Genomic DNA, 25,448 nt, shown 5'->3' on the forward strand with positions numbered 1-25,448 from the left:
ACAGAAGTGTTTAATCCTGATAACCAAGTAGGTACTGTGCAACATCAGCTTATTTCCGATAAGATTGCTTCTGCTCCCGCCGTTTATCTGGATTCCACGTGATTGGGATATGACTCGAAGAGTTATGTCACAATCACTAAGCAATAGTCAAGTCAACTTCAACTGGACAATGATCACTTCCAGTAATTTCTGTGTGGATCTTCGCACTCGTCAAAGCGTCTTTCAAGTCATCTGAAACGACAAAATAATCGATTCTCCACCCAGCGTTATTTTTCCGAGCATTAAAACGATAGCTCCACCAAGAATAAACGCCTTCTTGATCAGGATAGAAATGGCGATAGGTATCTATAAAGCCACTATCGAGTAAATCAGTGAATTTTGCCCGCTCTTCTGGTGTAAAGCCAGCATTTTTTTGATTGGTTTTCCAATTTTTTAAATCGATATTTTGATGTGCAACATTTAAATCGCCACAAAGGATAACTGGTTTTTCTTTACTTAGTTCATTCAAATATTCACGAAAAGCATCTTCCCACGTCATTCGGTAATCTAATCGCTTCAACTCATTTTGTGAATTTGGTGTGTAACAAGTAATCATGAAAAAGTTTGGATATTCCAAAGTGATCAAACGACCTTCTTGGTCATGTTCTTCAAGTCCCATGCCATAACGAACGCTTAAAGCTTCTTCTTTGGCAAAAATCGCAGTACCAGAATAGCCTTTTTTCTCAGCGTAATTCCAGTATTGGTAGTAGCCAGGTAAGTCTAAATCGATTTGCCCTTCTTGCAGTTTTGTTTCTTGTAAGCAGAAAAAATCGGCATCTAATTCATTGAAAACTTCCATAAAGTTCTTTTTAACAACAGCACGCAGACCGTTGACATTCCATGAAATACATTTCATTTTGAGGACCTCTTTCAAAATTGATATCATTTATTGATTCTTGTAAGCAAGACTTTAGAATAGTTTAACATACATAATCTGAATTTTGGTATTATGTGTCAATTTTTTGATTCAAATTTAGGCGTATCATTTTTGTATCCAGGTATTTGGATTTGTGATAAAGTTATAGGCGAAGTAGTAGACAACTATCTAATTATTCTGAACTGAAAGGATCTATCAAATTGAATACAAAAGAGATAGGGTTATTAATTTATGGGATTATACTAAGTAGCGTTATCGGTGTTATATCTTTTATATTTTTAAGACTAGAAGGAATAGGTTCCGAATTACTTTGGAATTTAGTTTCACCTGGCAACCGCTGGCGAGTGTTATATATTTTAGGCATTACTTTAACTGGTGGGATCTTACTGGGATTTTTTCGAGCAAGGTGGGGGAATTTACCTCATACAGTTCATGATTCAGTGACAGAATTAAAGCAAACAAAAACATTAGATCATAGTAGTGTTTTCCGTAGTTTGTTGATTGCGCTGATCGTATTGATCTTTGGTGCAGGTGTGGGACCTGAAGCAGGACTGCTAAGTGCCGTTATTTATTTATCCGTTTGGCAGGCAGATAAACTACGTTATTATTATTTTAACTATAAAGAGCTGAGAGGTTTATCAATACAAGAGCGTTCCGCACGTTTGTTAAACCCTAAAAGCTATTTGTTGACGTATGATGAAAATAAAGCTGTGAAAGGACATCAGAAGTCGAGAAAAAAGTTTTTTTATCTACTGTTTATTATTAACGGTTTAATCACTTTTGTTCTATTGATGAAACTGACAGGACAACCCTCTTTTGTTTCTAAAATGGGTGAATCTAATTGGATATGGAGAGATCTGTGGATAGCTCTGCCACTGATTGTATTCGGGGCAATAGTTGGAAAATGTTATAGTCTTTTTACTAAATTTTTAGAGAAAAAACTAGATTTTTGGCAAGAATTTCCCACTCGTAAAGCGTTGATAGGATCTATCGCAATCTTTTTGATAGGTATTTCTTTGCCTAACTTACTTTTTTCAGGACAGTTATCCCTTTCACTTGCTCCATTTGTTGGAAGCCAAGCTTCATTTTTAGTATTGACGATGATTGCCTTGATCAAATTATTGTTTTTACAAATTTGTTTGAACACAGGATGGGTTGGTGGTGATATCTTTCCGATTGTATTTTCTGCGATCATTCAAGGATTTGCTGTATCACAATTATTTCCTCAAACGGATCGTTTATTGATTGTTGCAATCGTGAGTACGAGTATTGCAATTGCAATCATAAAGTCACCCTTTGCAGTTGGAGTGTTTATGATGTTGTTTTTCCCACTAAATTTAAGCCCAATCATTTTAGCAGTAGCAGCTATTTTATTTTTGGTCAAAAAGATATCAAACCAATTAATCCAAAAGAAGATAGTCGGTAAAAAAAATGGATAAAATATTATATATCGAACTAGGAGGATTTTTATGAAAATCGGAATAATCGGTTTAGGCAATATCGCACAAAAAGCGTATCTACCTGTATACTCTCAACTAAGAGACCAGGCAACTTTTGTATTATCCACTAGAAATGAACAAACTCGAAAAGAAATCAGTGAAAAATATGGCTTCAATGAAATGGTTGCCTCAACAGAGGAGTTGATTGAAACTGGCATATCCGCCTGTTTCGTCCATGCTGCAACCAACGTTCATGGTCAACTTGTAAAACAACTATTAGAAGCAGGCATCCACGTTTTCGTCGACAAACCTTTAAGTGAAAATCTATCAGAAGTTAAAGAAATCCAAACGCTGGCAGCTGAAAAAAATCTTCTGTTGATGGTAGGCTTTAACCGTCGCTTTGCCCCATTTGTAGAAGAATTAAAAGCAGTTGAAAATAAAAATATGTTGTTGATCCAAAAAAATCGAGTGGCTTCAGAGTCTACTGCTAATTTTGTAATCTACGATTTATTTTTACATGTAGCAGACATACTTGTTTACCTGCTTGATGATGACATTCGACAAGTTCAAACAAAAATCATCGAGGAAAACAATCTCTTGAAAAGAGCAATTCTTCAAGTAGAGACGGAAACTACAACAGCAATCGCTTCAATGAATCTTTACGCTGGGGCGAATACTGAAACGTATCAGCTGACTAGTCCAGAGGGAACTTTGGTTTTAGAGAATCTAACGGACTTAACAATCAAAAGTCAGCAATCAACTCAGCAAAAAAGCTTTGGTGATTGGTCAACAACTTTAGAAAAACGCGGCTTCCAACAAATGGTAGAAACATTTATTAAAGCCGTTCAGACAAACGACGGTACGCATTTAAAACAAGAAAAAGTTTTCACTAGTCATGAATTATGTGCACAGATGTTACATAAACATCAAGAACATATTTTATAGACTAAGACTAGAAAGTTTCCCCTAGGCATGCTAGAATAAATAGGATGTTTGAAAGAAAGGAACGACTTTCGATGAATAAAATTGAAATGATGAATGAATTAACGGATATAACTTTGCTTTTTGATGAACCTTTGATGAATTTTACTTTTACTAAAACGGGTGGACCTGTAGATGTTTTGGCTTTTCCCAAATCTAAAGCTGAAGTGGTTACTTTAGTGGAATACTGCAGAAATCATGAAATCCCTTGGCTTGTTTTAGGTAATGCCAGTAATTTAATTGTACGAGATGGCGGTATTCGCGGAATGGTGATCATGTTGGAAAATATGAAGCAAATCACGGTTTCTAAAAATCAAATCATTGTGGAGGCAGGCGCAAAATTGATCGATACAACCTACGTTGCCTTAGAGCATGATTTAACAGGTTTTGAATTTGCTTGCGGCATTCCAGGTAGCATCGGTGGAGCAGTTTATATGAATGCGGGGGCTTATGGTGGCGAGATCAAAGATGTTTTCACCAGTGCTGATGTGTTGTTGGATGATGGAACGATCCAGACCTTTACAAATGAAGAGATGGATTTTTCTTATCGTCACAGCGGGATTCAAGAGAGGCATTGTATTGTGTTAGAAGCAACATTTTCTTTAGAAAAAGGAGAAAATAGCGTAATCAAGAGTCAAATGGCTGAGTTAACTGAACTTAGAGAGTCAAAACAACCATTAGAATATCCATCATGTGGTAGCGTCTTTAAACGACCAGAAGGACATTTTACTGGCAAACTGATTCAAGATGCTGGCTTGCAAGGATTGAAATGGGGCGGCGCTCAAATTTCAGAAAAACATGCTGGTTTTATCGTGAATATCGATCAGGCTACAGCAACAGATTATGTAGAATTGATTGCTCATATCCAGCAAGTAATCAAAGAAAAATTTGATGTGGTATTGGAGACAGAAGTCCGGATTATTGGTGAAGAGCGTTAAAAAAAGAAGCCCTTCAATTGAAAGGCTTCTTTTTTTAATATTTTATTCAGCATTCGCTTGTAAATCTTCGATCTCAACGACTTTAAGATTTTTACGCTCTAAATTCTCAACAATCACTGCACAAGTTTCTTCAGTTGTTTCAGCAGGTAAAGTGATTAAGGTACGACGGATAAATTCATCTTCACCGATATCCAGCGTAATGCAGCTGGCAATACTGCTATGTTTAGCAATAATCTTCGTCATAGCGGCTAGATCTCCTTGTTTACCCGTTGTAGCAATTGTCAAAACATAACTACCACGTTGAATATTCCAAGACTGAGCAAGGATATTCAATAACGTACTATGCGTTAAAATGCCATAAAAATAGTTATTCTCATCCAACACTGCGATGTAAGGCAATTCTTTGATCGTAAAGAATACTTTGAAGAATGATGTGTTGACGAAAATAAATTTTGTCGCGTTTTTTAATAAATAAGTAACTGGTAAATTCATGTCTCCACCGTTTGCTTTATGGCGGTAGATGTGCATTTTATAAATATTTCCTCGAAAAATCTTTTCCGACTCATCTAAAATCGGTACACAACGATAACCTGAATCTTCAAGGATTTTCAAAGCCTCTTCTAAAGTGCAAGATTCATTGACTGTTGTAAGATTTTTCTTTTTGATAACAACGGATTTTAATAACATATTTTTACCCCCCGTAGGTTAAATTCATCTGACAAGCTAATGATAACATAATTTGAAAGAAAACCATAGTTTATTGAGTATCCATTGACATTTTGCTGAAAGAATGATAATGTTATTGAGTAAATTTGTGAATAGAGGAGGGTGAACAATGGCAACAAAAAAATCAGCACTTGCTTGTTCAGATTGTGGCTCCAGAAACTATTCTAAAGCCGTCAGTGAAGGAAAACGTGGAGAGCGGTTAGAAATCAAAAAATTCTGTAAATACTGTCAAAAATACACGTTACATAAAGAGACGAAATAGAAAATGGAGGAGTTCAAATGAAATTTTTACGTAGTGTTAAAGATGAGATGAAGCAAGTTACTTGGCCATCAAAAAAACAATTACGAAAAGATACGTTGGTTGTTATCGAAACATCAATTATTTTTGCGGCGTTATTCTTTGTAATGGATACAGTGATCCAAAAAGCTTTTGCGTTGATTCTTAAATAATTCAAACTAGTATTTCAGCACAAATAGTGCTATAATAGCAAGTGAGGAAAAACTTCGGGGAACTGAGGTTTTTTTATTTTCACATGAAAAAAGAAGATGAGTTACAAGAAATTGCTTGTTACTTTTAATTTATTGTTCTACCAACTATTAAACCAAAAGGAGCCGAATCAGAAATGGAATCATTTGAAAAGAATTGGTATGTATTACATACATACTCAGGTTACGAAAACAAAGTAAAAGCGAACATTGAATCACGTGCACAAAGCATGGGCATGGGAGATTTCATTTTCCGTGTAGTTGTTCCAGAAGAAACAGAAACAGAAGTAAAAAATGGCAAATCAAAAGAGATCGTTCATAAAACATTCCCTGGATATGTCTTAGTGGAAATGACAATGACAGATGATTCTTGGTATGTCGTACGTAATACACCAGGCGTTACTGGATTTGTTGGTTCACATGGTGCCGGAAGCAAGCCAGCGCCATTATTACAAGAAGAAATCAATCACATTTTGCGTTCAATTGGCATGAGCACACGTCAATCTGATTTAGATGTTGCATTAGGCGATACTGTTCGTATCATCGAAGGTGCTTTTTCTGGTCTTGAAGGTGAAGTTACAGAAGTTGATGAAGAACGTCAAAAACTAAAAGTGAATATCGACATGTTTGGTCGTGAAACAAGTACTGAGCTAGACTTTGAACAAGTAGATTCAATTTAAATAACTAAAGAGCTGAGACATATTTGTTTTGGCATAGAGAGAGTGGAGCAAAACTAAGTATAGTTTTGTCCTGCTCTCTTCTTACTATAGTCATAACTGAAAAGGTGATAATATGAAAAAGAAGAAGTATTATTTATTAGTAGCTAGCTGTCTTTTACTACTTTTTACTGGCTGCATCAGTAAGAAAACAGCTAAAGACGAAAATCAACCAGTTACCAAAAATTCGGCGACGAGTGAAACAACCCAAAAATCAACAATTCCTACATTGTTCATTCATGGATATAGCGGAGGTAATGGGTCTTTTGGAAGAATGATCAAACGAATGGAAGCAAGCGATCAGACCAAGAAAGAGTTGATTTTAACCGTTAGTCCTGAAGGAGAAGTACAAGCAAAAGGCAATTTGTCCGGGAAGAAAAATAATCCTAGTATCCAAGTTCTTTTTAAAGATAACAAAAATAATGACTGGAATCAGGCAGAGTGGATCAAAAATTGTTTGACCTATATTCAGGAGCATTATAGTGTTACAGAAGTGAACCTAGTAGGGCATTCCATGGGCGGTGCTAGTTCTTTACGTTATTTAACGACTTATGGGGATGCTGAAAATTTGCCTAAGGTCAAAAAATTTATCGGTATAGCAGCACCATTCAATAATTTTGTGGAATTATCTGACGGCGAAACGCTAGAGGATGTCATCAACAATGGCCCCACAGTTCAAAGTGAACGTTATGCTGATTATGTCAATGGAATTGAAAAAGTACCTAAAGATCTGAATGTGATGATCATCGCAGGAGATGTGAAAGACGGTAGCTTAAGTGATGAAACCGTTCCTGTTGCTGATGCATTAAGTGTTGTTTCATTGCTTAATAAACACGGAAATAATGTAAAAGAACAAGTTTTTTACGGGAAATCAGCCCAACACAGCCAGCTACACGAAAATACAGAAGTAGATCAACTTGTTGCAGATTTTTTATGGAAATAATAAAAAACAATTGTATCAATAAAGGAGAAAGCCATGAAAATCAGAATGAAAGACATTGCAAAAATGGCCAATGTATCTGAAGCTGCGGTTTCTTTAGTTTTAAATGATAAACCTTCCAGAATCTCCGAAAAAAAGAAACAAGAAATAAAAACGATCGCAAAAGAGTTAAATTACATTCCCAATATCGCAGCTCAAAGCCTCGCCAAAAAAGCTTCTCAAACAATTGGCGTTGTCATTCCTGATATTGAGAATCCGTTCTTTTCAAAACTCTGCAAACAATTAGAAGAGCGTTTTAGAGCAATGGGCTATTTGACAATTATCGTCAATTCCAATGATGATTTTACCGTGGAAAAAAATCTGATTCAAATGCTGTTGAATCGAGGTGTTGATGGGTTGATCATTGCGTTGTCGAATGAGTCTTTTTCGTGCAAAAAAGAACAAGAAGATTTTTTGAAAGAAATCGATGCACCGTTTGTTTTAGTGGATAGACAGGTTTCCATAAAAGACGTCAATCAAGTCTATTTTGACAGTCAAGAAGGCGGTAAGCTTTCAACAGAATATCTTCTGGAAAATGGTCATCGAAATATTGCTTTCATGACAGGAGATTTTAAGGTGCCAAGTACACTTGAGCGAATCAAGGGATACAGACAAGCCTTGCAAAGCTATGATATAAACGTAAAAGAAGACTACATCATTGAAACGGGTTATCGCTTTAATTGTGGAATCGAAAAAGCAAATGAACTGTTCAAATTAACAGATGTCACAGCCGTGATAACCTCTAATGATATGGTAGCTTTTGGTGTTTTAAAGCAAGCTTTAAACAGTGGAAAGAAGATTCCAGAAGAGCTTTCGGTCATCGGCTACGACCGTTTAGAAATAGCAGATATTCTAGGGACTTCCTTAGCAACAGTAGAACAAAACATTTCTTCCTTAACAGAACAAGCTGTCTCCCTTTTAAAAAAGAAACTTACAAAGAAACAACTGAAAGCCACGACGATTATTTTGCAGCCAAGCTTATTTAAAGGGAAAAGTGTCAAAAAAATAAAATAGTTATTGACTAACCAAAAATAAAACGCTATCATAAGAACCAGATAGATTAAGCGGTTAATCTAAAAAATGCTTTTTTGATTATTCAAAAGGTATTTTTTTATATCATTTAGGTAATGCGCTTAACCTAAGAAGGAGGAAGGATTTATGATAAAAGAAAAAAGACCGATCATCATTGACACAGACCCAGGAATTGACGACGCAGTAGCTTTATCGATCGCCCTTAATCATCCTGAATTAGATGTCCAGCTATTAACAACTGTTGCTGGAAATGTAAACGTACACAAAACGACTGAGAACACATTAAAACTAGTATCGTTTTTCGAAAAACAAGTTCCTGTTGCGAAAGGCTGTGATAAACCATTGTTGATCCAGCTAGAAGATTCAGCAGAAATTCACGGAGAAAGTGGAATGGATGGATATGATTTTCCTAAAGCCACGGCCAAAGCTCTGGATATTCATGCTGTAGAAGCAATGAAAGACTGCATCGTTTCCAGCTCAGAACCAATCACGTTAGTTCCAATTGCAGCTTTAACAAATATTGCGTTGCTTTTAAGTATGTATCCAGAAACAAAACAAAATATCAAAGAAATCGTGATGATGGGTGGTTCGCTATCAAGAGGAAATACCAATACGAGTGCAGAATTCAACACCTATGTTGATCCGCATGCCGCACAAATCGTTTTCCAATCAGGTATTCCCATCGTAATGGTTGGTTTAGATGTAACTAGTACAGCTGTATTGACAAAAAATGAAACAGAAAAAATCAAAGCTTTTGGGAAAGTGGGCAATATGTTTTACTCATTATTCCAACATTATCGTGGTGGTAGTTTGCAGACGGGATTAAAAATGCACGATGTTTGTGCCATTGCCTATTTAACTGATCCAGATCTGTTCACAGTTCAAGAAACCTTTATTGAAATCGCTTTAGACGGTCCAGCTGCAGGGGCAACAGTGGCCGATTTAAAAATGAAGTACCATGATTCAACGAATGCAACGGCGTGTTTAGATATCGATATTCCAGCATTCCAAAAATGGGTAGTATCAAATTTAGAAAAAATAAATTAAAAAAGGAGTCATACTATGATTGAGTCATTGTTAGTGTTAGTTGTTTTAGCTCTTGTTGCTTATTTGATCATTAAGAATTATCATCCTGCTCTAAGTTTGATCAGTGGGGCATTGATTTTGTTATTGTTCGCTGTTTTATTGGGGCATCCACTGTATCCAGCTGATGAAGGAACAGGTTTAGCATTCTTTGATATTTTCTTGAAATTTAAAGATACGATCATCGCCCAAGTTAGTTCAGCGGGAATCGTGATCATGATTTTATTTGGTTATTCAGGCTATATGAACGTAATTGGAGCTAATCAAGTAGCCGTGAATATTTTAGTGAAACCGCTACAAAAAATAAAATCAAAAGCATTATTCGTGCCACTTGTTTTCTTAGTTGGTAATTTAATGTCTTTGGTTGTGCCAAGTGCTTCTAGTTTAGCAATTATTTTGATGGCGATTTTATATCCGATGTTAGCAAGTATGGGCATTTCTTCTTTGACTGCAGCAGGTGTAATCGCTATGACTGCGACAATTATGCCAACACCACTCGGAGCTGATAATGTTATTGCAGCTCAAACATTAGATTATGATTTGCTGACGTATGTTGCATGGAATGCTAAAATTTCAATTCCTACTTTGCTGATTATGGCGGTTGTACATTATTTTTGGCAAAAACATTGTGATAAAAAAGAAGGCGCTGCTGCTTTTATTGCAATCGAAAATGATGGACTCGCGAAGCAAGAAGAGTTTGATACGCCGAAAATTTATGCGCTGTTACCATTATTACCGTTGATTTTGATTTTAGTCGTTGGAATCACAAGTATGTTTGTAAAAGGGATTCAAATGGATATCTTTGTTTTGACATTCATTTCATTTTTTATAGCTGTAGCGTTTGAAACAATCAGACATAGATCGTATAAAAAAATTCAAGATTCTGCAGCAGAAATGTTTAAAGGGATGGGCCAAGGATTTAGCCAAGTTGTCATGCTGGTTGTTGGGGGTTCTTTGTTTACGACGGCAGTTCAATCGCTAGGAATTATTGATAATTTAATGGCATCTGTTGAATCTTCGGCATCAGCTGGATTAGTTACAACATTGATTTTCAGTGGTGCTACTACTTTATTTGGTATTCTAAGTGGTGGTGGGTTGGCTATGTTTTATGCAGTGATCGAATTGATTCCAGATATTGCCTCTAAAGCTGGAATTGATGGCATTTTGATTTCATTACCAATGCAAATGATTGCAAACTTAGCAAGAACGATTTCACCAGTAGCCGCAGTTGTGATGATCGTTGCATCAACTGTTGGTGTAAGCCCAGTTCGTATTTTAAAACGGACAAGTGTTCCGACGATTGTAGGGATTATTTGCGTTGTTGTATTATCGATTCTTTTACTTCCTTATTAATCTAAGGAGCTGAACTTTTGCGGAGATGAGTATAAATGGAAATAACGTTGGCTGAACTAAAGGACTTTAAAGAAATCAACGATTTGTTTGAATCAGCAAAAAAATATATGGATCAAACGAATGTGCATCAATGGACCAAGTTTTATCCGAATGAACACATCGTTCAGCATGATATTTATGAACGATCTTTATACAAATTAGTTGAAGAGCATCACATTGTTGCGGTAGCTACTTTAGATAAGTTAGATCAAAATATCTATAGTTTAAGACGTATCGCAACGAATCCAGATTATATATCTAATGGTTATGCATCGAGTTTACTAAATGATATAATAAACAGAGTAAAAGAAAAAAATGGAAAGCATATTTATTCAAGTACAAATCATTCCAATCGTAGCATGCAGCATTTTTTTAAGAAGCATGGTTTTGAAAAAATTTCAGAGTACACTGAAATTGAAAGAGAGCATCTGGGTTCTTTCTATAAGTATTTGAAGAAAATATAAGTAAGGAGAGTCCGCGATGAACAAAGTAATAGTTTTAGGAAGTATCAATATGGATATGGTCATGGAAACAGACCGACTACCCAAAATTGGAGAAACACTATTAGGAGAGACGATTGATTATTACGTTGGGGGTAAAGGCGCTAATCAAGCTGTTGCTGCTTCCAGAGTGGGTGCTGAGGTTTCTTTAATTGGAAAAATCGGCGATGATACATTCGGTTCTAAGGTTTATAAGCACTTAGAAAATGAACACATCAATGTGAGTGCTGTCATATCTGAAAAAAATATTTTTACAGGTGTTGCGTCTATTTTTAAACTAAAAGAAGATAATGCAATCGTAGTTTTACCTGGTGCAAACATGTTGTTGACGAATATCGATAGTGAATTAAACGAAAGAATAACGGCCAAAGATGTTCTTTTGACACAGTTAGAGATACCAGTTGATACTGTGAAAAAAGGGTTGCAACTTGCTAAGAGCAAAGGTGCTATCACTATTTTAAATCCAGCGCCGTATAACGATCAGGTCAGAGATATGCTGCCGTTTGTGGATATCATTACGCCAAATGAAACAGAATTTGAAGGTCTATTAGGACACAGAATTCCAGATGCGGATCAATTTGAACAAGAGATGTTGACTTGGTCAAAAGCCAATGATACTCAGCTGATCGTGACTAGAGGAGGGGAAGGCATTTCTTACACAACTAAAAATGAGGTTGTGACTGTCCCTGCTGAAAAAGTGACGATTGCGGACACAACGGGTGCGGGGGATACGTTTAATGGGATTTTAGCTGCTTGTTTGGCTAAAGGAATGTCGACTTCAGAAGCAATCAAGCTTTCTGGAAAAGGAGCTACACTATCCATTACCAAACTCGGGGCGCAGACTGGCATGCCGACTTTGGCTGAGATAGAGGCGTTTTAGTTATTGAAATAAAATGGACACTGTTATTCATTATATCAAATGAATAACAGTGTTTTTTGACGAAAACAAAGTCTAAAAATCGTTTCGGCATTGTATCAGACTGTAATAGCAATTATAATGAGCTTTTAATGGGCTGTGTTAGTAAGTGATGAGTAGAAATGAGGATAAATCATGGAAGAAGCTATTTTAATTTTTAACAACTTTAAATCGTTATTATACTCGATTGCATATAGAATCTGTCATTCACGAGAAGAAGCAGAAGATATTTTACAGGAGGTTCAGTTGAAATGGTTAGAGCAACCAATTGATTCGATCAATAATCCCAAAGCCTTTTTATCAAAGCTTGTTGTGAATCGTTCGATCAACTATTTGAATTCTGCACGAGTTCAACGTGTAGACTATTATGGACCATGGATTCCAGAGCCAGAAATAGAGTATGTTGAAGAGCCAATAATTGGAAAAGAAAAAATTACATATGCTTTACTAGTCGTTATGGAGTCCTTAACTCCGCAAGAGCGCGTTGTTTTTTTGCTGAAAGATATTTTTGATTATTCTCACCAAGAAATTAGTCAGTTACTGGATATAACCCCTGAAAATTCTCGGAAATTATTGAGTCGATCAAAAAAAACGATTAAAGAAGCTAATATTTCGGTTGATAGATCTAGTAATTCAGAAAATCAACGATTTATCGACTTGTTTAATGCAAGTATAGAAAAAGGGGATCTAACACCATTACTAAGTTATCTAACGACCGAAGCCAAAATGTCGATCGATGGAGGGCAAAAACGTCGTGCACCACTTAGAACACTGGTGAAATCAACTCGGATTTTTACTTTTTTAAAAGGGGTTTTGCCACACGACTTTTTTGGAGATGAACGTTTTGTAACTGAAATTTATCAGCAGCCGTGCTTGGCTATTAAAGAGAAAAATCAACTGAAAAGTATTTTATTTCTAGGGCTAAATCTAGAAAAAAACAAGGTTCAACATATTTTTATTATTAATAATCCAGATAAATTAAAAAATATTTCTTAAAAGCTGTCACGTTTTATTAGGTTGGCTGGTCTTAATAAGTGTAACAACAAATAATAACCAAAGGGGATATTACAATGACTAGCACAAGATTCTTATTGCCAAAAGAAAACAAGACAGCATATCAAAAAATTGCAGAACTGGATCAAATCGGCAAATCCAGCAGTATTAATGAAAAAGTACAAGAATTGATAAAAATTTATGCTTCTCAATTAAATGGCTGTGTCTTTTGTATCGATAAGCACTCAAAAGATGCTTTAGCTAAAGGTGAAAAACTACAAAGAATCATTGGATTAATTGCCTGGGAAGAAGCATCTTTTTATACGATGGAAGAACGTGCAGTACTCGCATTTACAAAGGAAGTCACGTTGATCCAACAAGGTGGAGTAAGTGATAAGACCTATCATGAATTGCAAAAATATTACAGTGAAAAGGAAATTGGAGAGTTACTTGTATTAGTGGGAACGATCAACATTTATAATCGTATTGGTGTGACGACACGATTACAACCAAAAATGGATTAATAAAAAGGGTAGTAGTCAAACTCAACTTGCTTTGACTGCTACCTTTTATTTAATCGTTATTTGGCTTATCTGTTTGGTTATCCAGAATTTCTTTTGCTAAGCGTTGGGCAGTTGGTGTTACTGCAAGCCCACCTTCAGCAGTTTCTTTAAATATCTGTGGCATTTGCCGACCAACTTGATACATCGCGGCAACTACTTCATCTGGCGGAATTACGCTGCGAATGCCAGCTAAGGCCATATCAGCAGATATAAAAGCTTGGGAAGAACCTAGAGCGTTACGTTTCACGCAAGGTACTTCTACCAGACCTGCGACAGGATCACAAATCAAGCCCATCATATTTTTTAAAGTAATGGCAATTGCTTGTGCGGCTTGATCAGCTGAGCCGCCAGCGGCACATACTAAAGCGGCACTGGCCATTGCGCTCGCTGAACCAACTTCGGCCTGACAACCACCTTCAGCACCACTGATCGATGAATTATTAGCGATTACTAAACCAAAAGCACCAGCAGTAAATAAGAAATCTAATTGTTGTTCATGCGACAACTGTAATTTTTCGATGGCAGCCATTAAAACACCAGGAACAACACCAGCACTTCCGGCAGTTGGTGTAGCACAAATCAAGCCCATATTCGCGTTGACTTCATTGACTGCAACAGCATTTCTGACTGCTGTTAAAATGGTTTCACCACTTAAAAAATTTCCAGATTGAATATATTCGTTTAGGCGAGTTGCATCACCACCAGTAATTCCAGTTACTGATGTTACACCATCCACACCTTCTTCGATAGATTGTTTCATAACAGCAAGATTACGTTCCATTGTTTCAATGATTCGTTCACGACTATGACCGTGGTTCTCTATTTCCGTTGCAATCATCAATTCAGCAACGGATGGGAAATCTGCAGCCTGATTCACCAATTCTTCTATAGATAGAAACATAAACAGTTTGCTCCTTTAATTTAAATTAATCAAAATAATTTACACTATAAATGTGCGGGATTTGAACTAACTTCATCGTAATATCCCCAATGTCAGCATGATCGATTTCAATGATCATAATGGCTTTTTCGCCTTTTGATTCACGTGTGACCGTCATTGTTCCAATGTTGATATTTGTATCAGACAGTAGATTAGTTACTTGAGCAATCATGCCAGGCACATCCTGATGGACAATAATAAACGTTGGTGTCCCCATTGTTAGAGAAATTTTAAAGCCATTAAGTTCTGAAATTTGAATATTACCGCCGCCAATCGAGATTCCTGTGACAGAAAGTTTTCGATCACCTTTAGAGACAAGTAATTTGACGGAATTCGGGTGTTCAGCTTTTTCTTTTAACGGAACGAACAAAACTTCCATTTCCCGCTCATGCGCAATTTTTAAAGAATCAGCAAGACGCTCGTCATCAGGTTCCATATTCAATAATCCACCGACTAACGCAATATCTGTTCCGTGCCCACGATACGTTTTTGCAAATGATTCGTATAAGTAAATATCTACAGTATCTGGCTGTTCACCAAAAATACTCCGAACGATTTTCCCGATTCGAGCAGCACCAGCAGTATGGGAACTACTAGGTCCGATCATGACTGGACCAATGATGTCAAAAACACTTTTATAACGTAAATTTTCCATTATTTTATTTCACCTATCTTCTTATTTGAAACTAACAAAAGTCTATCACAATTAAATACAAGAAACTACAGAAAAGTCTATCAGCATGATTAATCTTAAAAATATTTTTTTGTGAAATTATAATGAAAGATATAATAGGTGATTAGATAGAATAAATTGATTATAAAATTACAATATGTTAGAATAAGTAAATCAAATATCAGAAGGAGGTTTTTTTATGAAAAAAATAATTGGAGCGTTGTTTGTAGGTGCTACATTAGTAAGCTTATATGCATTACCAAAAACAGCACAGGCAGCGAGTAAATGGAATATCATTGATTTAGAAGGATCAATCGAAATTCCTGGTTGGGCAAGCGGCAACAAAGAACCGGAATTTGTGATTCATGAAACAAAGACAAGTGGGGTTCCACCTCTGATTATTCGTCATACTAAAGGCGGAAAGACAGGATTTCTCACTAGAAAAGAATACTATAAATTACCTAATTCTATTGAATGGTACGCAAAATATAGTGGTCATATTCAATAAATGTCATCAATAAACAAAGCCCAGAGGAGATACATCTCTCTGGGCTTTGTTTATTAAAGTCAGGAACTAACTAGCTTTTTAGAGAATGAGCTACTATTTCTTATCAGAGTACTTGAAAAAATGATAAAGAGAGAGTATACTAATTAAGTGTGCATTTTTGCATACAGGTTTTCTTTGATTCGTCAAAGAATGACGTGGGAGGAGAAATCTTCATCTCCAATTAACCACATCACGGACTCAAGGAGGTATGTCTCGTGGCAAAAAAAGTAGAAAAATTAGTTAAATTGCAAATTCCTGCAGGTAAAGCAACACCAGCTCCACCAGTAGGTCCAGCATTAGGTCAAGCGGGTATCAACATTATGGGATTCACAAAAGAATTCAACGCTCGTACAGCTGATCAAGCTGGTTTGATTATTCCAGTTGTAATTTCTGTATATGAAGACCGTTCATTTACATTTATTACAAAAACACCACCAGCTGCAGTATTACTTAAAAAAGCTGCAAAAATCGAAAAAGGTTCTGGTGAGCCAAACAAAAATAAAGTAGCGAATGTTACTAAAGATCAAGTGAAAGAAATCGCTGAACTTAAAATGGCAGACCTAAACGCAGCAGACGTTGAAGCGGCTATGCGCATGGTTGAAGGAACTGCAAGAAGCATGGGAATCACTGTAGGATAATTTTTTTATTCTAAGTCTCTCAAAGAAGTAGCTTCTCAGTTTATTTCATATTCAAAGATATGAATTACGTGGGAGGTTCGACCGTTATAACCACAATCAAGGAGGAAACAAAATGGCTAAAAAAAGCAAAAAAATGCAAGATGCATTAAAAAAAGTTGAAGCAACAAAAGTTTACCCTGTAGCAGAAGCAATCGCTTTGGCTAAAGATACAAATATCGCAAAATTCGACGCAACTGTTGAAGTTGCTTACCGTTTAAATGTAGATCCTAAAAAAGCAGACCAACAAATCCGTGGTGCTGTAGTATTACCTAACGGAACTGGTAAAACACAAAGCGTTTTAGTTTTTGCTAAAGGCGACAAAGCAAAAGAAGCTGAAGCAGCTGGTGCTGATTACGTAGGTGACGCTGACATGGTTCAAAAAATCCAAGGTGGATGGTTTGACTTTGACGTAGTAGTAGCAACTCCAGACATGATGGCTGAAGTTGGTAAATTAGGTCGTGTCTTAGGTCCTAAAGGTCTTATGCCTAACCCTAAAACTGGTACTGTAACAATGGACGTAACAAAAGCTGTTAACGAAGTAAAAGCTGGTAAAGTAACTTACCGTGTTGACAAAGCTGGAAACATCCACGTACCAATCGGTAAAGTTTCATTTGATAATGAAAAATTACTAGAAAACTTCAATACAATCAACGATGTATTGTTGAAAGCTAAACCTTCAGCAGCAAAAGGTCAATATATCAAAAACATTTCAGTAACAACTACATTTGGACCTGGAATCCACGTTGACCAAGCTTCATTTTAATTAGAAAAACTAATTTATGAAGATAGAGAATTAGAATTTATACTTGACTCAACTACCTTTCCCATGGTAAGGTAGTTGAGGTTAATAATTAACTGTACCGAAGACAGTAGGTGACGCAAGTCTTAATTTCCTACCGAGGACAATTGTTGATACATACAATTACGTCCCTCTATGTCAACGGTGGCATGGAGTTTTGTTGTTTTACACGACTTTTTGAAAAAAAAACGATGTAAAACAATACTTGGCGAACAAAGTGAGCGAAGTTTCATTCTGTAAACCAATCTAAACTTCTCCATCAATAATCAGGAGGTGAAAATAAATGAGTGAAGCAGCAATCGCTAAAAAAGAAACCCTAGTCGAAGAAGCAACAGCTAAGTTTCAAGCAGCAGCTTCTGTAGTCATTGTTGACTACCGTGGTTTGACTGTAGAAGAAGTGACTAACTTACGTAAACAATTGCGTGATGCAAATGTTGAAATGAAAGTTATCAAAAACTCTATCCTTTCACGTGCAGCTAAAAAAGCTGGACTAGAAGGTATGGACGAAGTATTTACAGGACCTACAGCAGTCGCTTTCAGTAACGACGATGTAGTAGCACCTGCTAAAATCATCGACGAATTTGCAAGTACTGCCAAAGCATTGGAAATCAAAGGTGGCGTTATTGAAGGTAAAGTATCTTCAGTAGAAGAAATGACATCTTTAGCAAAACTTCCAAGTCGCGATGGACTACTTTCTATGCTATTATCTGTATTACAAGCGCCAGTCAGACAAGTGGCTTACGCTGTCAAAGCAGTGGCAGAAAAAGAAGAAGAAGTTGCATAATTGCAGCCTAGTAATAAACTAAAAAATAATGAATTATTAAAACGGAGGAAACCATAATGGCATTGAACATTGAAAACATTGTTGCAGAATTAGAAGGCGCAACTATTTTAGAATTAAACGATTTAGTAAAAGCTATTGAAGAAAAATTTGACGTATCTGCAGCAGCTCCAGTAGCAGCAGCAGCAGGACCAGCAGCAGCTGGCGAAGAACAAACTGAATTCACTGTAGAATTAACTTCTGCAGGCGATCAAAAAGTTAAAGTTATCAAAGCAGTTCGTGAAGCAACTGGTCTTGGCTTGAAAGAAGCTAAAGCTGTAGTTGATGGCGCTCCTGCACCAGTTAAAGAAGGCGTTTCTAAAGATGAAGCAGAAGCTTTAAAAGCTGCTTTAGAAGAAGTTGGCGCTGCAGTAACAGTAAAATAATCTTTTTCAGATTAAATTTTAAGCTAGAATCCTTTTGGGTTCTAGCTTTTTTTCTTTGATTAAGTCTGATAAAAAGCATATCAATCGAAATTTTGATTAGAGCCGTTTAAAATTATACATATACTAATTAGAAGAACAAGGGGGAGAGCTTCCAATGGAAAGAGAAATCACTGTTGAAGTAACATGTAAAAATTGTCAAAAACAAATGACTGGGAAATTTTTATTAAATACTAGAACGGATAAACAAGATCATCAAAGAGTAAATATCCCTTTGGGGGAATTGACTCTTTCGGAAAATGAACTTGAATTAACTTGTAATGATAATTTAGCGGATGATGAAATAAATCTATACTACTACTGTAAAAATTGTAAGACTAAAAATCATGTGACCGTCTACATAACAGATGAGATGAAATAAAAATGATAAATAAATGATATGAAATAAAATTTAAGTGTATTTCTTTCGCAAGAAATGAAATAATCTGTTAGCATAATAAAGTAATCATTTTTAACATTTATTCTATTTGTAAAGGAGGTCACATGTATGCATTGGTTATGGGTTTTAATCGTAGGTGGTGTTATCGGAGCAATTGCCGGAGCAATCACGAGTAAAGGAAAGTCAATGGGCTGGATCTTCAACATCATTGCAGGTCTTGTCGGTTCATCGATCGGTCAAGCACTTCTAGGAAGTTGGGGACCTCAAGTTGCGGGAATGGCATTGATTCCTTCAATTATCGGAGCTGTGATTTTAGTAGCTGTGGTATCCTTTTTTGTAGGTAAAAATTAGACAGATTCATAGAAAAGGATGGGACAGAAGCTTAATTCTGAACCCATCGTTTTTCTGGATTTTAAGTGAGTAGGCTATGACTCGAAGAGTTATAGTCTACTCACTTTTTTTATATTCTGATTTTATGTTTTTATTCAAATAATCCATCAATAAATTCTTCATAATTTTTCATATCTAACAGTTTATTCAACTTTTTTTGATTTGAAAATGTATCGATCATAAAATCAAATAATTGCCTAAACTTCTTCATATCATCTTGGTTCATAACGATCATAATGATTACTTGAACATAATGATTTCCCCATTTTACAGGTCGGTCGTTCAAAATAATAGAGATTCCAGTTTTTTTTGCGCTCATCTCAATTGCATGTGGTAAGGCGACGGAATTATTGAATGATGTGGCGGACATTTTTTCTCTCTCTTTGATCAAGTCAATAAAGTGAGGATTGATATATTTTTTTTTGACTAATTGCTCACCTAGATGCTCAATATACAAATTGGGTGATTTTAAATAAACGTTTCGTTCAAACCGTTCTGGTGTGAGGTAAGTTTGAACGCTTTCTTTTAGTGTATTCAATAATTTCTCCTGTTTCACAAGCTGAATCCTTTGCAGAATTTTTTCGCTATCTTTTCCTGATAAAAACGGAGAAATCTGAACCAGACCCGTCAACTCTTTTATTTCGATTGTAGATACAACTAGATCCGCATTCTTCATTTTAGTTAAACTTTCATAGTCTAGTCGGTAAAAAGTTCCTAAAATATTTAAACTAGATTTGAATGTATCGCCAATTTTATAGACTAAACGTTTATGCATATCATAATATTCTGGAGTATAGATCACACAACTTAATTTATTCTCTGTCTCAAATTTTTCTTCAAAGTATGAGCCGATATGAAGAGCGATAAACGTAATTTCATCATCTGAAATAGGAATATTGATTTGTTCTTGAATTTGTTTGGCAATAAAAACAGCGACTTCGTAAATAAAAGCGTATGACTGTTTGATTTCTTCTGATAACGGATTGTAGACTTGTTTTCCGCTTTTGGCTCGTGAAATCAAATTAGAAACATGTAAGGCTAGATTCAATATGAGTTTATCAGAAATATGGCTGATAAAATATTTTTCAGCGACTGTTTCCATCATGTTTGAGATAAATGTATAAACAGAGGTTTCCATATAATCTTTTAAAAAAGCATCGTTTGAGGGTGAGATTTTAGTCATTAATAAAAGGGTCAGATTGTTGATTTCATAAAGGTCCATTTCAACAGCAAAAGCTTGATCGATATCTTTTCCAATCGCAATAGCAAGCTGATATTCAATTTGATCTTTAGAGAAAAGTTCGGGAATAAGGTCCATATCAGAGCGCTGATGATGAAAAAGCCGATTGATGGCGATAGCGATATGTAGCAATAAACTGTTAATAGCGTAACCATTTATATAGAGATGCTGATTGCTTAAACGATCGATCACGATTTTTTGAATCATCTCGATCGAAATATCCGGGAAGATCGTCTGAAGATGATCGACAGATTGAAAATTTTTTAGTGCTTCATCTTGCAACATATCACTAGCAAGTTTTCTAAAGTTTGACTCATCCCCTTCCAGACTTAAACAATGACCATGTTTAACAATTTTTAAATGGTATTTATTCAATTTTTTTCGAAGTCGAAGGGTGTCTTTTTCGAGTGTTGGAATACTGACAAATAATGATTCTGCTACATCAAAGTAGTCGACATTTTTATGTTTTATCAATAAATTCATCAAGTAATTCATCCGGTCGATAGGCGTATTCAATTCTTGTTTATCTTTAGAAATGAAATCTTCGATCCGAAAGCCTCTATCGATCTTATACCCTTGTTTAGACGATTGAATCATTTCCAAAGGAGTACGTTGATTGATTCGAGCTACGTAGTTGCGGATCGTTCTTGTTGACGTAGATAACGCTCCAGCCAGAAAAGATGCAGATAACCAGTTATGATGTTGGAGCAATAATTTTACCAGTGCTGCTTCTTTTTTATTTAAGGACACAATATATCCGCTCCTCTACTTTTTTATATTTCTTATTATTCGTTCTTTTAAGTAGCAAATCAAGTACAGTTGTTTCCGCCATAGTGGTAGGACTAGGAAAGAATCATATTTGATAAAGGGCTTCAAAATGTAGATGATAGGAGTGTAGAAAGCAGGCAAACTTGCTACACTTTTAAAATTTGGAGGAGATAAAAATGAGTGAATTAAATGTATTACTAGTCTGCGGATCGGGAGCCAGTAGCGGTTTTATGGCAGCGAATATGCGTAAGGCAGCCAAAACAAAAAAATTAGACATGAGTATTGTAGCAAGAAGCGAATCTGAAATTGAGAATTATATTGAAGAAATCGATGCGTTGATGGTTGGACCTCATCTTGAATATATCATTGACGAAATTGATGAGATCATTCATGGTTTTCCGGTAAAAGTTATTCTAATGAAAAAAGAGTATTACGCAACACTGGACGGAGACGCTGCTATTGAGCATTTGTTAAGTTCGCTAAAAGAAAATGAATAGCTTAAAAAGGAGACGAAAATATGAATAAATTGATTTTTTGGTTGGAAAATAGTTTCTCACCTAAAATGAACAAGGTGAATAATAATCCTTGGATCGTTAGTATCAAAGATTCGATCATGCAGACATTACCATTTATTTTCCTAGGATCGATTTTCTCGATGCTAGCGATTTTAAATGAATATTTTCCAGACTTGCCAAGCTTTTGGATACCATTCGGCTGGACGATGGGGAAAATTTCCTTATTTGTAGCATTTTTGATTCCGTTTAACTTGATGGAAAAAAAGAGACTGCGCAAGCAAAGAATCGTTGCAGGGATGAGTGGGTTAGTTTTATTTTTGATGATCATTTCACCACAAATCGAAAAAGATGGTGTTGTTGGCTTTGGACATGATGCATTAGGTGCAGGCGGAATGTTTGTTGCAATCGTTGCCGGATTGATTGCTGGTTTTGTATTAGTTACATTAGGAAAGTTCACGTTCTTCAAAGAAGAATCAGTGATTCCTGATTTTGTCAGAGCTTGGTTTGATTCTATGCTGCCGATTGGAATCATTGTTATCTTTGGCTGGGTCGTGGTTTTGATCATGAAAGTGGATTTATATAATATTGTTTTAAGTATATTTATGCCTTTATCTAGCTTTATGGAATCTCCTGGTGGTTTTGTGGGCATGATGTTTTTGATTTGTTTCCTTTATTCGATGGGGATTTCCACTTGGGTTTTAACACCCGTGGTTCAACCAGTTTTATTGAAAGCTATTGCTGAAAATATCGCACTTGTTCAAAATGGCACGGCTTCTGTTGAAACGTTGAATTTAGTTACAAGCAGTACTCTATATTCCGCTTATCTTTGGATCGGTGGAATTGGCTGTACAATGCCTTTGGTTTTGATGATGATGCGGGCTCGATCAAAAAAAATCAGTGCTTTAGGGAAAGCGTGTATCGTCCCTTCGATTTTTAATATCAATGAACCAGTGATTTTTGGAGCTGTCGCTTGGAATCCTTTGTTGATGATTCCGATGTGGCTGCAGGGAATTATTTTACCAATCGTGATTTATATTTTTACGAAAGTAATTCCGTTTGCACCAATTCCTAAAGTTCAATTTGAACTCTGGTATTGTCCGTTTCCATTTGCTACTTGGTTTACGACAGGAACGATCACAGGTCTTATCTTGATGCTTGTCATATTTGTATTATCTACAGCTATTTGGTATCCATTCTTTAAAGCGTATGACGACCAAGAAACGAAAGCAGAAAATCAATTGTTGAAGGAGGCTTAATAGATGGACGATATACTGTCACAGCAAGCTATGAAAATTATTTTATTCGCCGGAGATGCTAGAGTCAATTGTAAAAATGCTCTTATTGCAGTTGAAAAAAATGACTTTGAAGTAGCTAAAACAGAAATGAAAGTTGCTAAAACCAATATTACTGAAGCTCATAAAATACAAACTAAAGCAATACAAAGTGAAATGGGAGAAGAAAGAAACTCACCTGATCATTCATTGTTATTCACACATGCTCAAGATACATTGATGACGATCTACAGCGAAATCAATTTGGCTAATCATTTAATTAAAATAGCTGAAGGAATCGATGAACGTCTAACATTGCTTGAAAAATAATAAAAGAAAAGAGGTCAAACACATGCATCAAGTACCAACTGGATTTCCAAAAGATTTTTTATGGGGGGGAGCTGTTGCTGCCAATCAATGTGAGGGGGCTTTTGACTATCAAGGCAAAGGTACAAGTGTAGCAGATATCAACGAGTTTAGAGCAGATCTCCCTTTAGAAAAAAGATCGAACGCTGAAATTTCTACTACTTATGTCGAAGAAGCGCTAAAAAATAAAACAGGCATTTTTCCAAAAAGATGGGGCATCAACTTTAAAGAAACGTATCCTGATGATTTAAAATTATTAGGAGATCTGGGACTCAATTTGTTTAGAACATCGATCGATTGGTCTAGGATTTTTCCAAATGGTGATGATCTTGAGCCAAATGAAGCTGGTTTACTTTTTTATGATAAGCTGATTGATGAAATTATCGCTAATGGGATGGAACCTATGATTACATTGTCACATTATGAAATGCCTCTAAACCTTACATTGAACTATAAAGGTTGGTATTCAAGAGAAGTTGTAGATTTCTTTGTTCGTTACTGTAAGGTTATTTTTGACCGATATCAAGGAAAAGTAAAATATTGGATCGTGATCAATCAGATCAATTTGATCGGTCATGAATCATTTAACCATTTAGGAATTGCAGAAGATAAAGTAGACAATCTGCTGGAAGCTAAATATCAAGGGGTACATCATATGATGGTTGCTTCTGCTTTAGCTACGGAATATGCGCATCAAGTTGATGAAAATTATGAAGTTGGGATGATGCTTTGTGGCGGTCCGGAATATGCGGCTACTTGCGAGCCGGAAGATGTCCTAGCAACGTTGAGAATCAATCAAATGCAGTATTTCTTTGCGGATGTGTTAATAAGAGGCTACTATCCAGGCTATGCGTTTCGATATTTTGAAGAACATGATATTAATCTGGAATTTGCTGAAAAGGATGAAGAGATTCTGAAAAATACAGCTGATTACCTCTCGTTTTCTTATTACTATACACAAATTTGTGATGCGAAACATATTGAACCATATCGAAATAAAGCATTACCGGCAAATCCATGGGGCTGGACAATTGATCCTCTTGGACTTAGAACATTACTGAATTCTTTTTATGATCGTTATCAATGTCCGATTTACATCACAGAGAATGGTATCGGCTGTTATGATCAGTTAGAAAAAAATGGTAGTGTTCATGATGACTATCGTATTGATTATTACAAAGCTCATATTGAGCAAATGAAAGAAGCAATTAAGGATGGTGTGGATCTTAGAGGCTATTGTGCTTGGGGACCGATCGATATTATTAGTTGTTCTTCTTCTGAAATGAGTAAAAGATATGGATTCATTTATGTGGATCAAGATGATTATGGGAAAGGAAGCCAGAAACGTTATTTGAAAGATAGTTACCACTGGATGAAACAGGTAATTACTAGTAATGGCGAAAAACTATAATATCAGTTTTATTGGTATACATGAATAGCGCTTTCGATTATATACAAGTGTTTAGTACAATTATCATTAAAAAAATCCCTGCATTACGCGGGGATTTTTTTCTATTACATTTACTTTAAAGATTAAACTAAATTGAATGACCAACTAATACCAAATTGATCTGTTAATTGACCGAATAAATCTGACCAATCCGTTTTTTGTAAAGGCATCACATTGGTAGCGCCAATTGATAGCTTTGTGAAATAATTTGTCAATTTCTCAGGATCAGTTATTTCTATGACTAGGCCAACATTTCTACCATAAGGAATTTTATTCATAAAACTAGGAGTGTCTGAGAACATAATGGTATGCCCTTCAATTTTAAGGCTAGCATTCATGACTAATGTTTGGCTTTTCTCGTCTAAATCAGGCATTCCTAAAGTAGCATAAGTGACTAAATCAAGGCAATTTGTTTCAAAGACTTGTTCATAAAATGCGATAGCATCTTTCGATTGATCTTCAAATGTAATATAAGTTGCAATTGACATTATAAATTCCTCCGTTCTATTT

Annotated in this window: 31 protein-coding genes and 1 other annotated feature; of the genes, 25 read left to right on the top strand and 6 right to left on the bottom strand. The window is 35.8% G+C overall.

The window, feature by feature from the left end:
• Positions 1 to 136: 136 nt before the first annotated feature.
• Positions 137 to 895: an exodeoxyribonuclease III gene (locus AC4BB7_RS04755; RefSeq protein WP_086312061.1), complete on the bottom strand. Its 759-nt coding sequence runs from the start codon at positions 893 to 895 to the stop codon at positions 137 to 139.
• Between the two features lie 221 nt (positions 896 to 1,116).
• Between AC4BB7_RS04755 and AC4BB7_RS04760 the strand changes: the two genes are divergently transcribed.
• The 3 genes from AC4BB7_RS04760 to murB all read left to right on the top strand — a co-directional run bounded on the left by AC4BB7_RS04760 (position 1,117) and on the right by murB (position 4,274).
• Positions 1,117 to 2,355, top strand: coding sequence for a chloride channel protein (locus AC4BB7_RS04760; RefSeq protein WP_490484582.1), 1,239 nt, complete (start codon positions 1,117 to 1,119; stop codon positions 2,353 to 2,355).
• A 30-nt stretch (positions 2,356 to 2,385) separates the two neighbouring features.
• Positions 2,386 to 3,300 (top strand): Gfo/Idh/MocA family protein, encoded by a 915-nt coding sequence (locus AC4BB7_RS04765; protein WP_490484583.1) that lies wholly within the window; start codon positions 2,386 to 2,388, stop codon positions 3,298 to 3,300.
• A gap of 71 nt (positions 3,301 to 3,371) precedes the next feature.
• Entirely contained in the window at positions 3,372 to 4,274 is a 903-nt protein-coding gene (gene murB, locus AC4BB7_RS04770; RefSeq protein WP_086312064.1) for a UDP-N-acetylmuramate dehydrogenase, read from the top strand.
• Positions 4,275 to 4,316: 42 nt separating this feature from the next.
• On the opposite strand, the gene cbpA is transcribed toward murB, so the two are convergent.
• Positions 4,317 to 4,961 carry a cyclic di-AMP binding protein CbpA gene (cbpA, locus tag AC4BB7_RS04775; RefSeq protein WP_010773267.1) on the bottom strand — a complete coding sequence of 215 codons (645 nt, stop codon included), beginning with the start codon at positions 4,959 to 4,961 and terminating at the stop codon, positions 4,317 to 4,319.
• Positions 4,962 to 5,109: 148 nt separating this feature from the next.
• Between cbpA and rpmG the strand changes: the two genes are divergently transcribed.
• The 11 genes from rpmG to AC4BB7_RS04830 all read left to right on the top strand — a co-directional run bounded on the left by rpmG (position 5,110) and on the right by AC4BB7_RS04830 (position 13,621).
• Positions 5,110 to 5,262, top strand: coding sequence for a 50S ribosomal protein L33 (gene rpmG / locus AC4BB7_RS04780; protein WP_010760564.1), 153 nt, complete (start codon positions 5,110 to 5,112; stop codon positions 5,260 to 5,262).
• Between the two features lie 17 nt (positions 5,263 to 5,279).
• The gene (gene secE, locus AC4BB7_RS04785; protein ID WP_086312065.1) at positions 5,280 to 5,450 is read left to right on the top strand and encodes a preprotein translocase subunit SecE; all 171 of its coding nucleotides are present in this window, start codon (positions 5,280 to 5,282) and stop codon (positions 5,448 to 5,450) included.
• A 173-nt stretch (positions 5,451 to 5,623) separates the two neighbouring features.
• Complete coding sequence (nusG, locus tag AC4BB7_RS04790) at positions 5,624 to 6,166, top strand: transcription termination/antitermination protein NusG (protein WP_010773265.1); 543 nt, start codon at positions 5,624 to 5,626, stop codon at positions 6,164 to 6,166.
• A 112-nt stretch (positions 6,167 to 6,278) separates the two neighbouring features.
• Complete coding sequence (locus AC4BB7_RS04795) at positions 6,279 to 7,145, top strand: alpha/beta fold hydrolase (protein WP_490484584.1); 867 nt, start codon at positions 6,279 to 6,281, stop codon at positions 7,143 to 7,145.
• A 33-nt stretch (positions 7,146 to 7,178) separates the two neighbouring features.
• Positions 7,179 to 8,195 carry a LacI family DNA-binding transcriptional regulator gene (locus AC4BB7_RS04800; RefSeq protein ID WP_490484585.1) on the top strand — a complete coding sequence of 339 codons (1,017 nt, stop codon included), beginning with the start codon at positions 7,179 to 7,181 and terminating at the stop codon, positions 8,193 to 8,195.
• A gap of 144 nt (positions 8,196 to 8,339) precedes the next feature.
• The gene (gene rihC / locus AC4BB7_RS04805) at positions 8,340 to 9,260 is read left to right on the top strand and encodes a ribonucleoside hydrolase RihC (RefSeq protein ID WP_490484586.1); all 921 of its coding nucleotides are present in this window, start codon (positions 8,340 to 8,342) and stop codon (positions 9,258 to 9,260) included.
• Between the two features lie 15 nt (positions 9,261 to 9,275).
• Positions 9,276 to 10,649, top strand: a complete 1,374-nt coding sequence (gene dcuC / locus AC4BB7_RS04810) for a C4-dicarboxylate transporter DcuC (protein WP_490484587.1) — start codon at positions 9,276 to 9,278, stop codon at positions 10,647 to 10,649.
• A gap of 35 nt (positions 10,650 to 10,684) precedes the next feature.
• Complete coding sequence (locus AC4BB7_RS04815; protein WP_490484588.1) at positions 10,685 to 11,152, top strand: GNAT family N-acetyltransferase; 468 nt, start codon at positions 10,685 to 10,687, stop codon at positions 11,150 to 11,152.
• Between the two features lie 16 nt (positions 11,153 to 11,168).
• Positions 11,169 to 12,068, top strand: a complete 900-nt coding sequence (gene rbsK, locus AC4BB7_RS04820; RefSeq protein ID WP_490484589.1) for a ribokinase — start codon at positions 11,169 to 11,171, stop codon at positions 12,066 to 12,068.
• Positions 12,069 to 12,239: 171 nt separating this feature from the next.
• Positions 12,240 to 13,100: a sigma-70 family RNA polymerase sigma factor gene (locus AC4BB7_RS04825; protein WP_490484590.1), complete on the top strand. Its 861-nt coding sequence runs from the start codon at positions 12,240 to 12,242 to the stop codon at positions 13,098 to 13,100.
• A gap of 74 nt (positions 13,101 to 13,174) precedes the next feature.
• A complete protein-coding gene (locus tag AC4BB7_RS04830; protein WP_490484591.1) occupies positions 13,175 to 13,621 on the top strand; it encodes a carboxymuconolactone decarboxylase family protein in 447 nt (148 codons plus the stop codon).
• A 49-nt stretch (positions 13,622 to 13,670) separates the two neighbouring features.
• On the opposite strand, the gene sdaAA is transcribed toward AC4BB7_RS04830, so the two are convergent.
• Positions 13,671 to 14,561 (bottom strand): L-serine ammonia-lyase, iron-sulfur-dependent, subunit alpha, encoded by an 891-nt coding sequence (gene sdaAA, locus AC4BB7_RS04835; protein ID WP_490484592.1) that lies wholly within the window; start codon positions 14,559 to 14,561, stop codon positions 13,671 to 13,673.
• Positions 14,562 to 14,586: 25 nt separating this feature from the next.
• Positions 14,587 to 15,255, bottom strand: coding sequence for an L-serine ammonia-lyase, iron-sulfur-dependent subunit beta (gene sdaAB, locus AC4BB7_RS04840; RefSeq protein ID WP_490484593.1), 669 nt, complete (start codon positions 15,253 to 15,255; stop codon positions 14,587 to 14,589).
• 217 nt (positions 15,256 to 15,472) lie between these two features.
• Here sdaAB and AC4BB7_RS04845 point away from each other — a divergent pair, with 217 nt between their 5' ends.
• The 7 genes from AC4BB7_RS04845 to AC4BB7_RS04875 all read left to right on the top strand — a co-directional run bounded on the left by AC4BB7_RS04845 (position 15,473) and on the right by AC4BB7_RS04875 (position 19,289).
• Entirely contained in the window at positions 15,473 to 15,781 is a 309-nt protein-coding gene (locus tag AC4BB7_RS04845) for a hypothetical protein (RefSeq protein WP_490484594.1), read from the top strand.
• Positions 15,782 to 16,035: 254 nt separating this feature from the next.
• Complete coding sequence (rplK, locus tag AC4BB7_RS04850; protein ID WP_025872839.1) at positions 16,036 to 16,458, top strand: 50S ribosomal protein L11; 423 nt, start codon at positions 16,036 to 16,038, stop codon at positions 16,456 to 16,458.
• A gap of 112 nt (positions 16,459 to 16,570) precedes the next feature.
• Positions 16,571 to 17,260, top strand: coding sequence for a 50S ribosomal protein L1 (rplA, locus tag AC4BB7_RS04855; protein ID WP_025872837.1), 690 nt, complete (start codon positions 16,571 to 16,573; stop codon positions 17,258 to 17,260).
• Between the two features lie 79 nt (positions 17,261 to 17,339).
• Positions 17,340 to 17,467 (top strand) — a sequence feature (ribosomal protein L10 leader region).
• A gap of 112 nt (positions 17,468 to 17,579) precedes the next feature.
• A complete protein-coding gene (gene rplJ, locus AC4BB7_RS04860; protein WP_208928462.1) occupies positions 17,580 to 18,080 on the top strand; it encodes a 50S ribosomal protein L10 in 501 nt (166 codons plus the stop codon).
• 56 nt (positions 18,081 to 18,136) lie between these two features.
• Positions 18,137 to 18,502, top strand: coding sequence for a 50S ribosomal protein L7/L12 (gene rplL / locus AC4BB7_RS04865; protein ID WP_069633962.1), 366 nt, complete (start codon positions 18,137 to 18,139; stop codon positions 18,500 to 18,502).
• 154 nt (positions 18,503 to 18,656) lie between these two features.
• The gene (locus tag AC4BB7_RS04870) at positions 18,657 to 18,920 is read left to right on the top strand and encodes a hypothetical protein (protein ID WP_490484595.1); all 264 of its coding nucleotides are present in this window, start codon (positions 18,657 to 18,659) and stop codon (positions 18,918 to 18,920) included.
• A 126-nt stretch (positions 18,921 to 19,046) separates the two neighbouring features.
• Complete coding sequence (locus AC4BB7_RS04875) at positions 19,047 to 19,289, top strand: GlsB/YeaQ/YmgE family stress response membrane protein (RefSeq protein WP_010773250.1); 243 nt, start codon at positions 19,047 to 19,049, stop codon at positions 19,287 to 19,289.
• 130 nt (positions 19,290 to 19,419) lie between these two features.
• On the opposite strand, the gene AC4BB7_RS04880 is transcribed toward AC4BB7_RS04875, so the two are convergent.
• Positions 19,420 to 21,318 carry a BglG family transcription antiterminator gene (locus tag AC4BB7_RS04880; protein WP_086312079.1) on the bottom strand — a complete coding sequence of 633 codons (1,899 nt, stop codon included), beginning with the start codon at positions 21,316 to 21,318 and terminating at the stop codon, positions 19,420 to 19,422.
• 194 nt (positions 21,319 to 21,512) lie between these two features.
• Between AC4BB7_RS04880 and AC4BB7_RS04885 the strand changes: the two genes are divergently transcribed.
• From AC4BB7_RS04885 to AC4BB7_RS04900, 4 genes are read left to right on the top strand one after another with little or no spacing between them, the layout of a single operon-like run.
• Complete coding sequence (locus tag AC4BB7_RS04885; protein ID WP_086312080.1) at positions 21,513 to 21,833, top strand: PTS sugar transporter subunit IIB; 321 nt, start codon at positions 21,513 to 21,515, stop codon at positions 21,831 to 21,833.
• A 20-nt stretch (positions 21,834 to 21,853) separates the two neighbouring features.
• Complete coding sequence (locus tag AC4BB7_RS04890; RefSeq protein ID WP_490484596.1) at positions 21,854 to 23,107, top strand: PTS sugar transporter subunit IIC; 1,254 nt, start codon at positions 21,854 to 21,856, stop codon at positions 23,105 to 23,107.
• Between the two features lie 3 nt (positions 23,108 to 23,110).
• Positions 23,111 to 23,452 carry a PTS lactose/cellobiose transporter subunit IIA gene (locus tag AC4BB7_RS04895; RefSeq protein WP_086312082.1) on the top strand — a complete coding sequence of 114 codons (342 nt, stop codon included), beginning with the start codon at positions 23,111 to 23,113 and terminating at the stop codon, positions 23,450 to 23,452.
• A gap of 22 nt (positions 23,453 to 23,474) precedes the next feature.
• The gene (locus AC4BB7_RS04900; protein WP_490484597.1) at positions 23,475 to 24,899 is read left to right on the top strand and encodes a glycoside hydrolase family 1 protein; all 1,425 of its coding nucleotides are present in this window, start codon (positions 23,475 to 23,477) and stop codon (positions 24,897 to 24,899) included.
• A 122-nt stretch (positions 24,900 to 25,021) separates the two neighbouring features.
• Here the strand turns inward: AC4BB7_RS04900 and AC4BB7_RS04905 are convergent, their stop codons facing one another.
• Positions 25,022 to 25,426: a VOC family protein gene (locus AC4BB7_RS04905; RefSeq protein WP_490484598.1), complete on the bottom strand. Its 405-nt coding sequence runs from the start codon at positions 25,424 to 25,426 to the stop codon at positions 25,022 to 25,024.
• Positions 25,427 to 25,448 lie beyond the last annotated feature (22 nt).

The sequence above is a fragment of the Enterococcus sp. AAFC-DPL-5182 genome (genome assembly GCF_058216605.1).

Coding starts and splice junctions, on each gene's coding strand:
- rbsK (WP_490484589.1), top strand. CDS start 11,169: ATGAACAAAGTAATAGTTTTAGGAAGTATCAATATGGATATGGTCATG.
- AC4BB7_RS04755 (WP_086312061.1), bottom strand. CDS start 895: ATGAAATGTATTTCATGGAATGTCAACGGTCTGCGTGCTGTTGTTAAA.
- AC4BB7_RS04875 (WP_010773250.1), top strand. CDS start 19,047: ATGCATTGGTTATGGGTTTTAATCGTAGGTGGTGTTATCGGAGCAATT.
- AC4BB7_RS04870 (WP_490484595.1), top strand. CDS start 18,657: ATGGAAAGAGAAATCACTGTTGAAGTAACATGTAAAAATTGTCAAAAA.
- rplL (WP_069633962.1), top strand. CDS start 18,137: ATGGCATTGAACATTGAAAACATTGTTGCAGAATTAGAAGGCGCAACT.
- AC4BB7_RS04905 (WP_490484598.1), bottom strand. CDS start 25,426: ATGTCAATTGCAACTTATATTACATTTGAAGATCAATCGAAAGATGCT.
- AC4BB7_RS04765 (WP_490484583.1), top strand. CDS start 2,386: ATGAAAATCGGAATAATCGGTTTAGGCAATATCGCACAAAAAGCGTAT.
- rpmG (WP_010760564.1), top strand. CDS start 5,110: ATGGCAACAAAAAAATCAGCACTTGCTTGTTCAGATTGTGGCTCCAGA.
- AC4BB7_RS04795 (WP_490484584.1), top strand. CDS start 6,279: ATGAAAAAGAAGAAGTATTATTTATTAGTAGCTAGCTGTCTTTTACTA.
- cbpA (WP_010773267.1), bottom strand. CDS start 4,961: ATGTTATTAAAATCCGTTGTTATCAAAAAGAAAAATCTTACAACAGTC.
- secE (WP_086312065.1), top strand. CDS start 5,280: ATGAAATTTTTACGTAGTGTTAAAGATGAGATGAAGCAAGTTACTTGG.
- nusG (WP_010773265.1), top strand. CDS start 5,624: ATGGAATCATTTGAAAAGAATTGGTATGTATTACATACATACTCAGGT.
- AC4BB7_RS04890 (WP_490484596.1), top strand. CDS start 21,854: ATGAATAAATTGATTTTTTGGTTGGAAAATAGTTTCTCACCTAAAATG.
- AC4BB7_RS04815 (WP_490484588.1), top strand. CDS start 10,685: ATGGAAATAACGTTGGCTGAACTAAAGGACTTTAAAGAAATCAACGAT.
- AC4BB7_RS04825 (WP_490484590.1), top strand. CDS start 12,240: ATGGAAGAAGCTATTTTAATTTTTAACAACTTTAAATCGTTATTATAC.
- AC4BB7_RS04800 (WP_490484585.1), top strand. CDS start 7,179: ATGAAAATCAGAATGAAAGACATTGCAAAAATGGCCAATGTATCTGAA.
- AC4BB7_RS04900 (WP_490484597.1), top strand. CDS start 23,475: ATGCATCAAGTACCAACTGGATTTCCAAAAGATTTTTTATGGGGGGGA.
- AC4BB7_RS04845 (WP_490484594.1), top strand. CDS start 15,473: ATGAAAAAAATAATTGGAGCGTTGTTTGTAGGTGCTACATTAGTAAGC.
- AC4BB7_RS04895 (WP_086312082.1), top strand. CDS start 23,111: ATGGACGATATACTGTCACAGCAAGCTATGAAAATTATTTTATTCGCC.
- rplJ (WP_208928462.1), top strand. CDS start 17,580: ATGAGTGAAGCAGCAATCGCTAAAAAAGAAACCCTAGTCGAAGAAGCA.
- sdaAB (WP_490484593.1), bottom strand. CDS start 15,255: ATGGAAAATTTACGTTATAAAAGTGTTTTTGACATCATTGGTCCAGTC.
- AC4BB7_RS04885 (WP_086312080.1), top strand. CDS start 21,513: ATGAGTGAATTAAATGTATTACTAGTCTGCGGATCGGGAGCCAGTAGC.
- rplA (WP_025872837.1), top strand. CDS start 16,571: ATGGCTAAAAAAAGCAAAAAAATGCAAGATGCATTAAAAAAAGTTGAA.
- rihC (WP_490484586.1), top strand. CDS start 8,340: ATGATAAAAGAAAAAAGACCGATCATCATTGACACAGACCCAGGAATT.
- dcuC (WP_490484587.1), top strand. CDS start 9,276: ATGATTGAGTCATTGTTAGTGTTAGTTGTTTTAGCTCTTGTTGCTTAT.
- AC4BB7_RS04830 (WP_490484591.1), top strand. CDS start 13,175: ATGACTAGCACAAGATTCTTATTGCCAAAAGAAAACAAGACAGCATAT.
- murB (WP_086312064.1), top strand. CDS start 3,372: ATGAATAAAATTGAAATGATGAATGAATTAACGGATATAACTTTGCTT.
- sdaAA (WP_490484592.1), bottom strand. CDS start 14,561: ATGTTTCTATCTATAGAAGAATTGGTGAATCAGGCTGCAGATTTCCCA.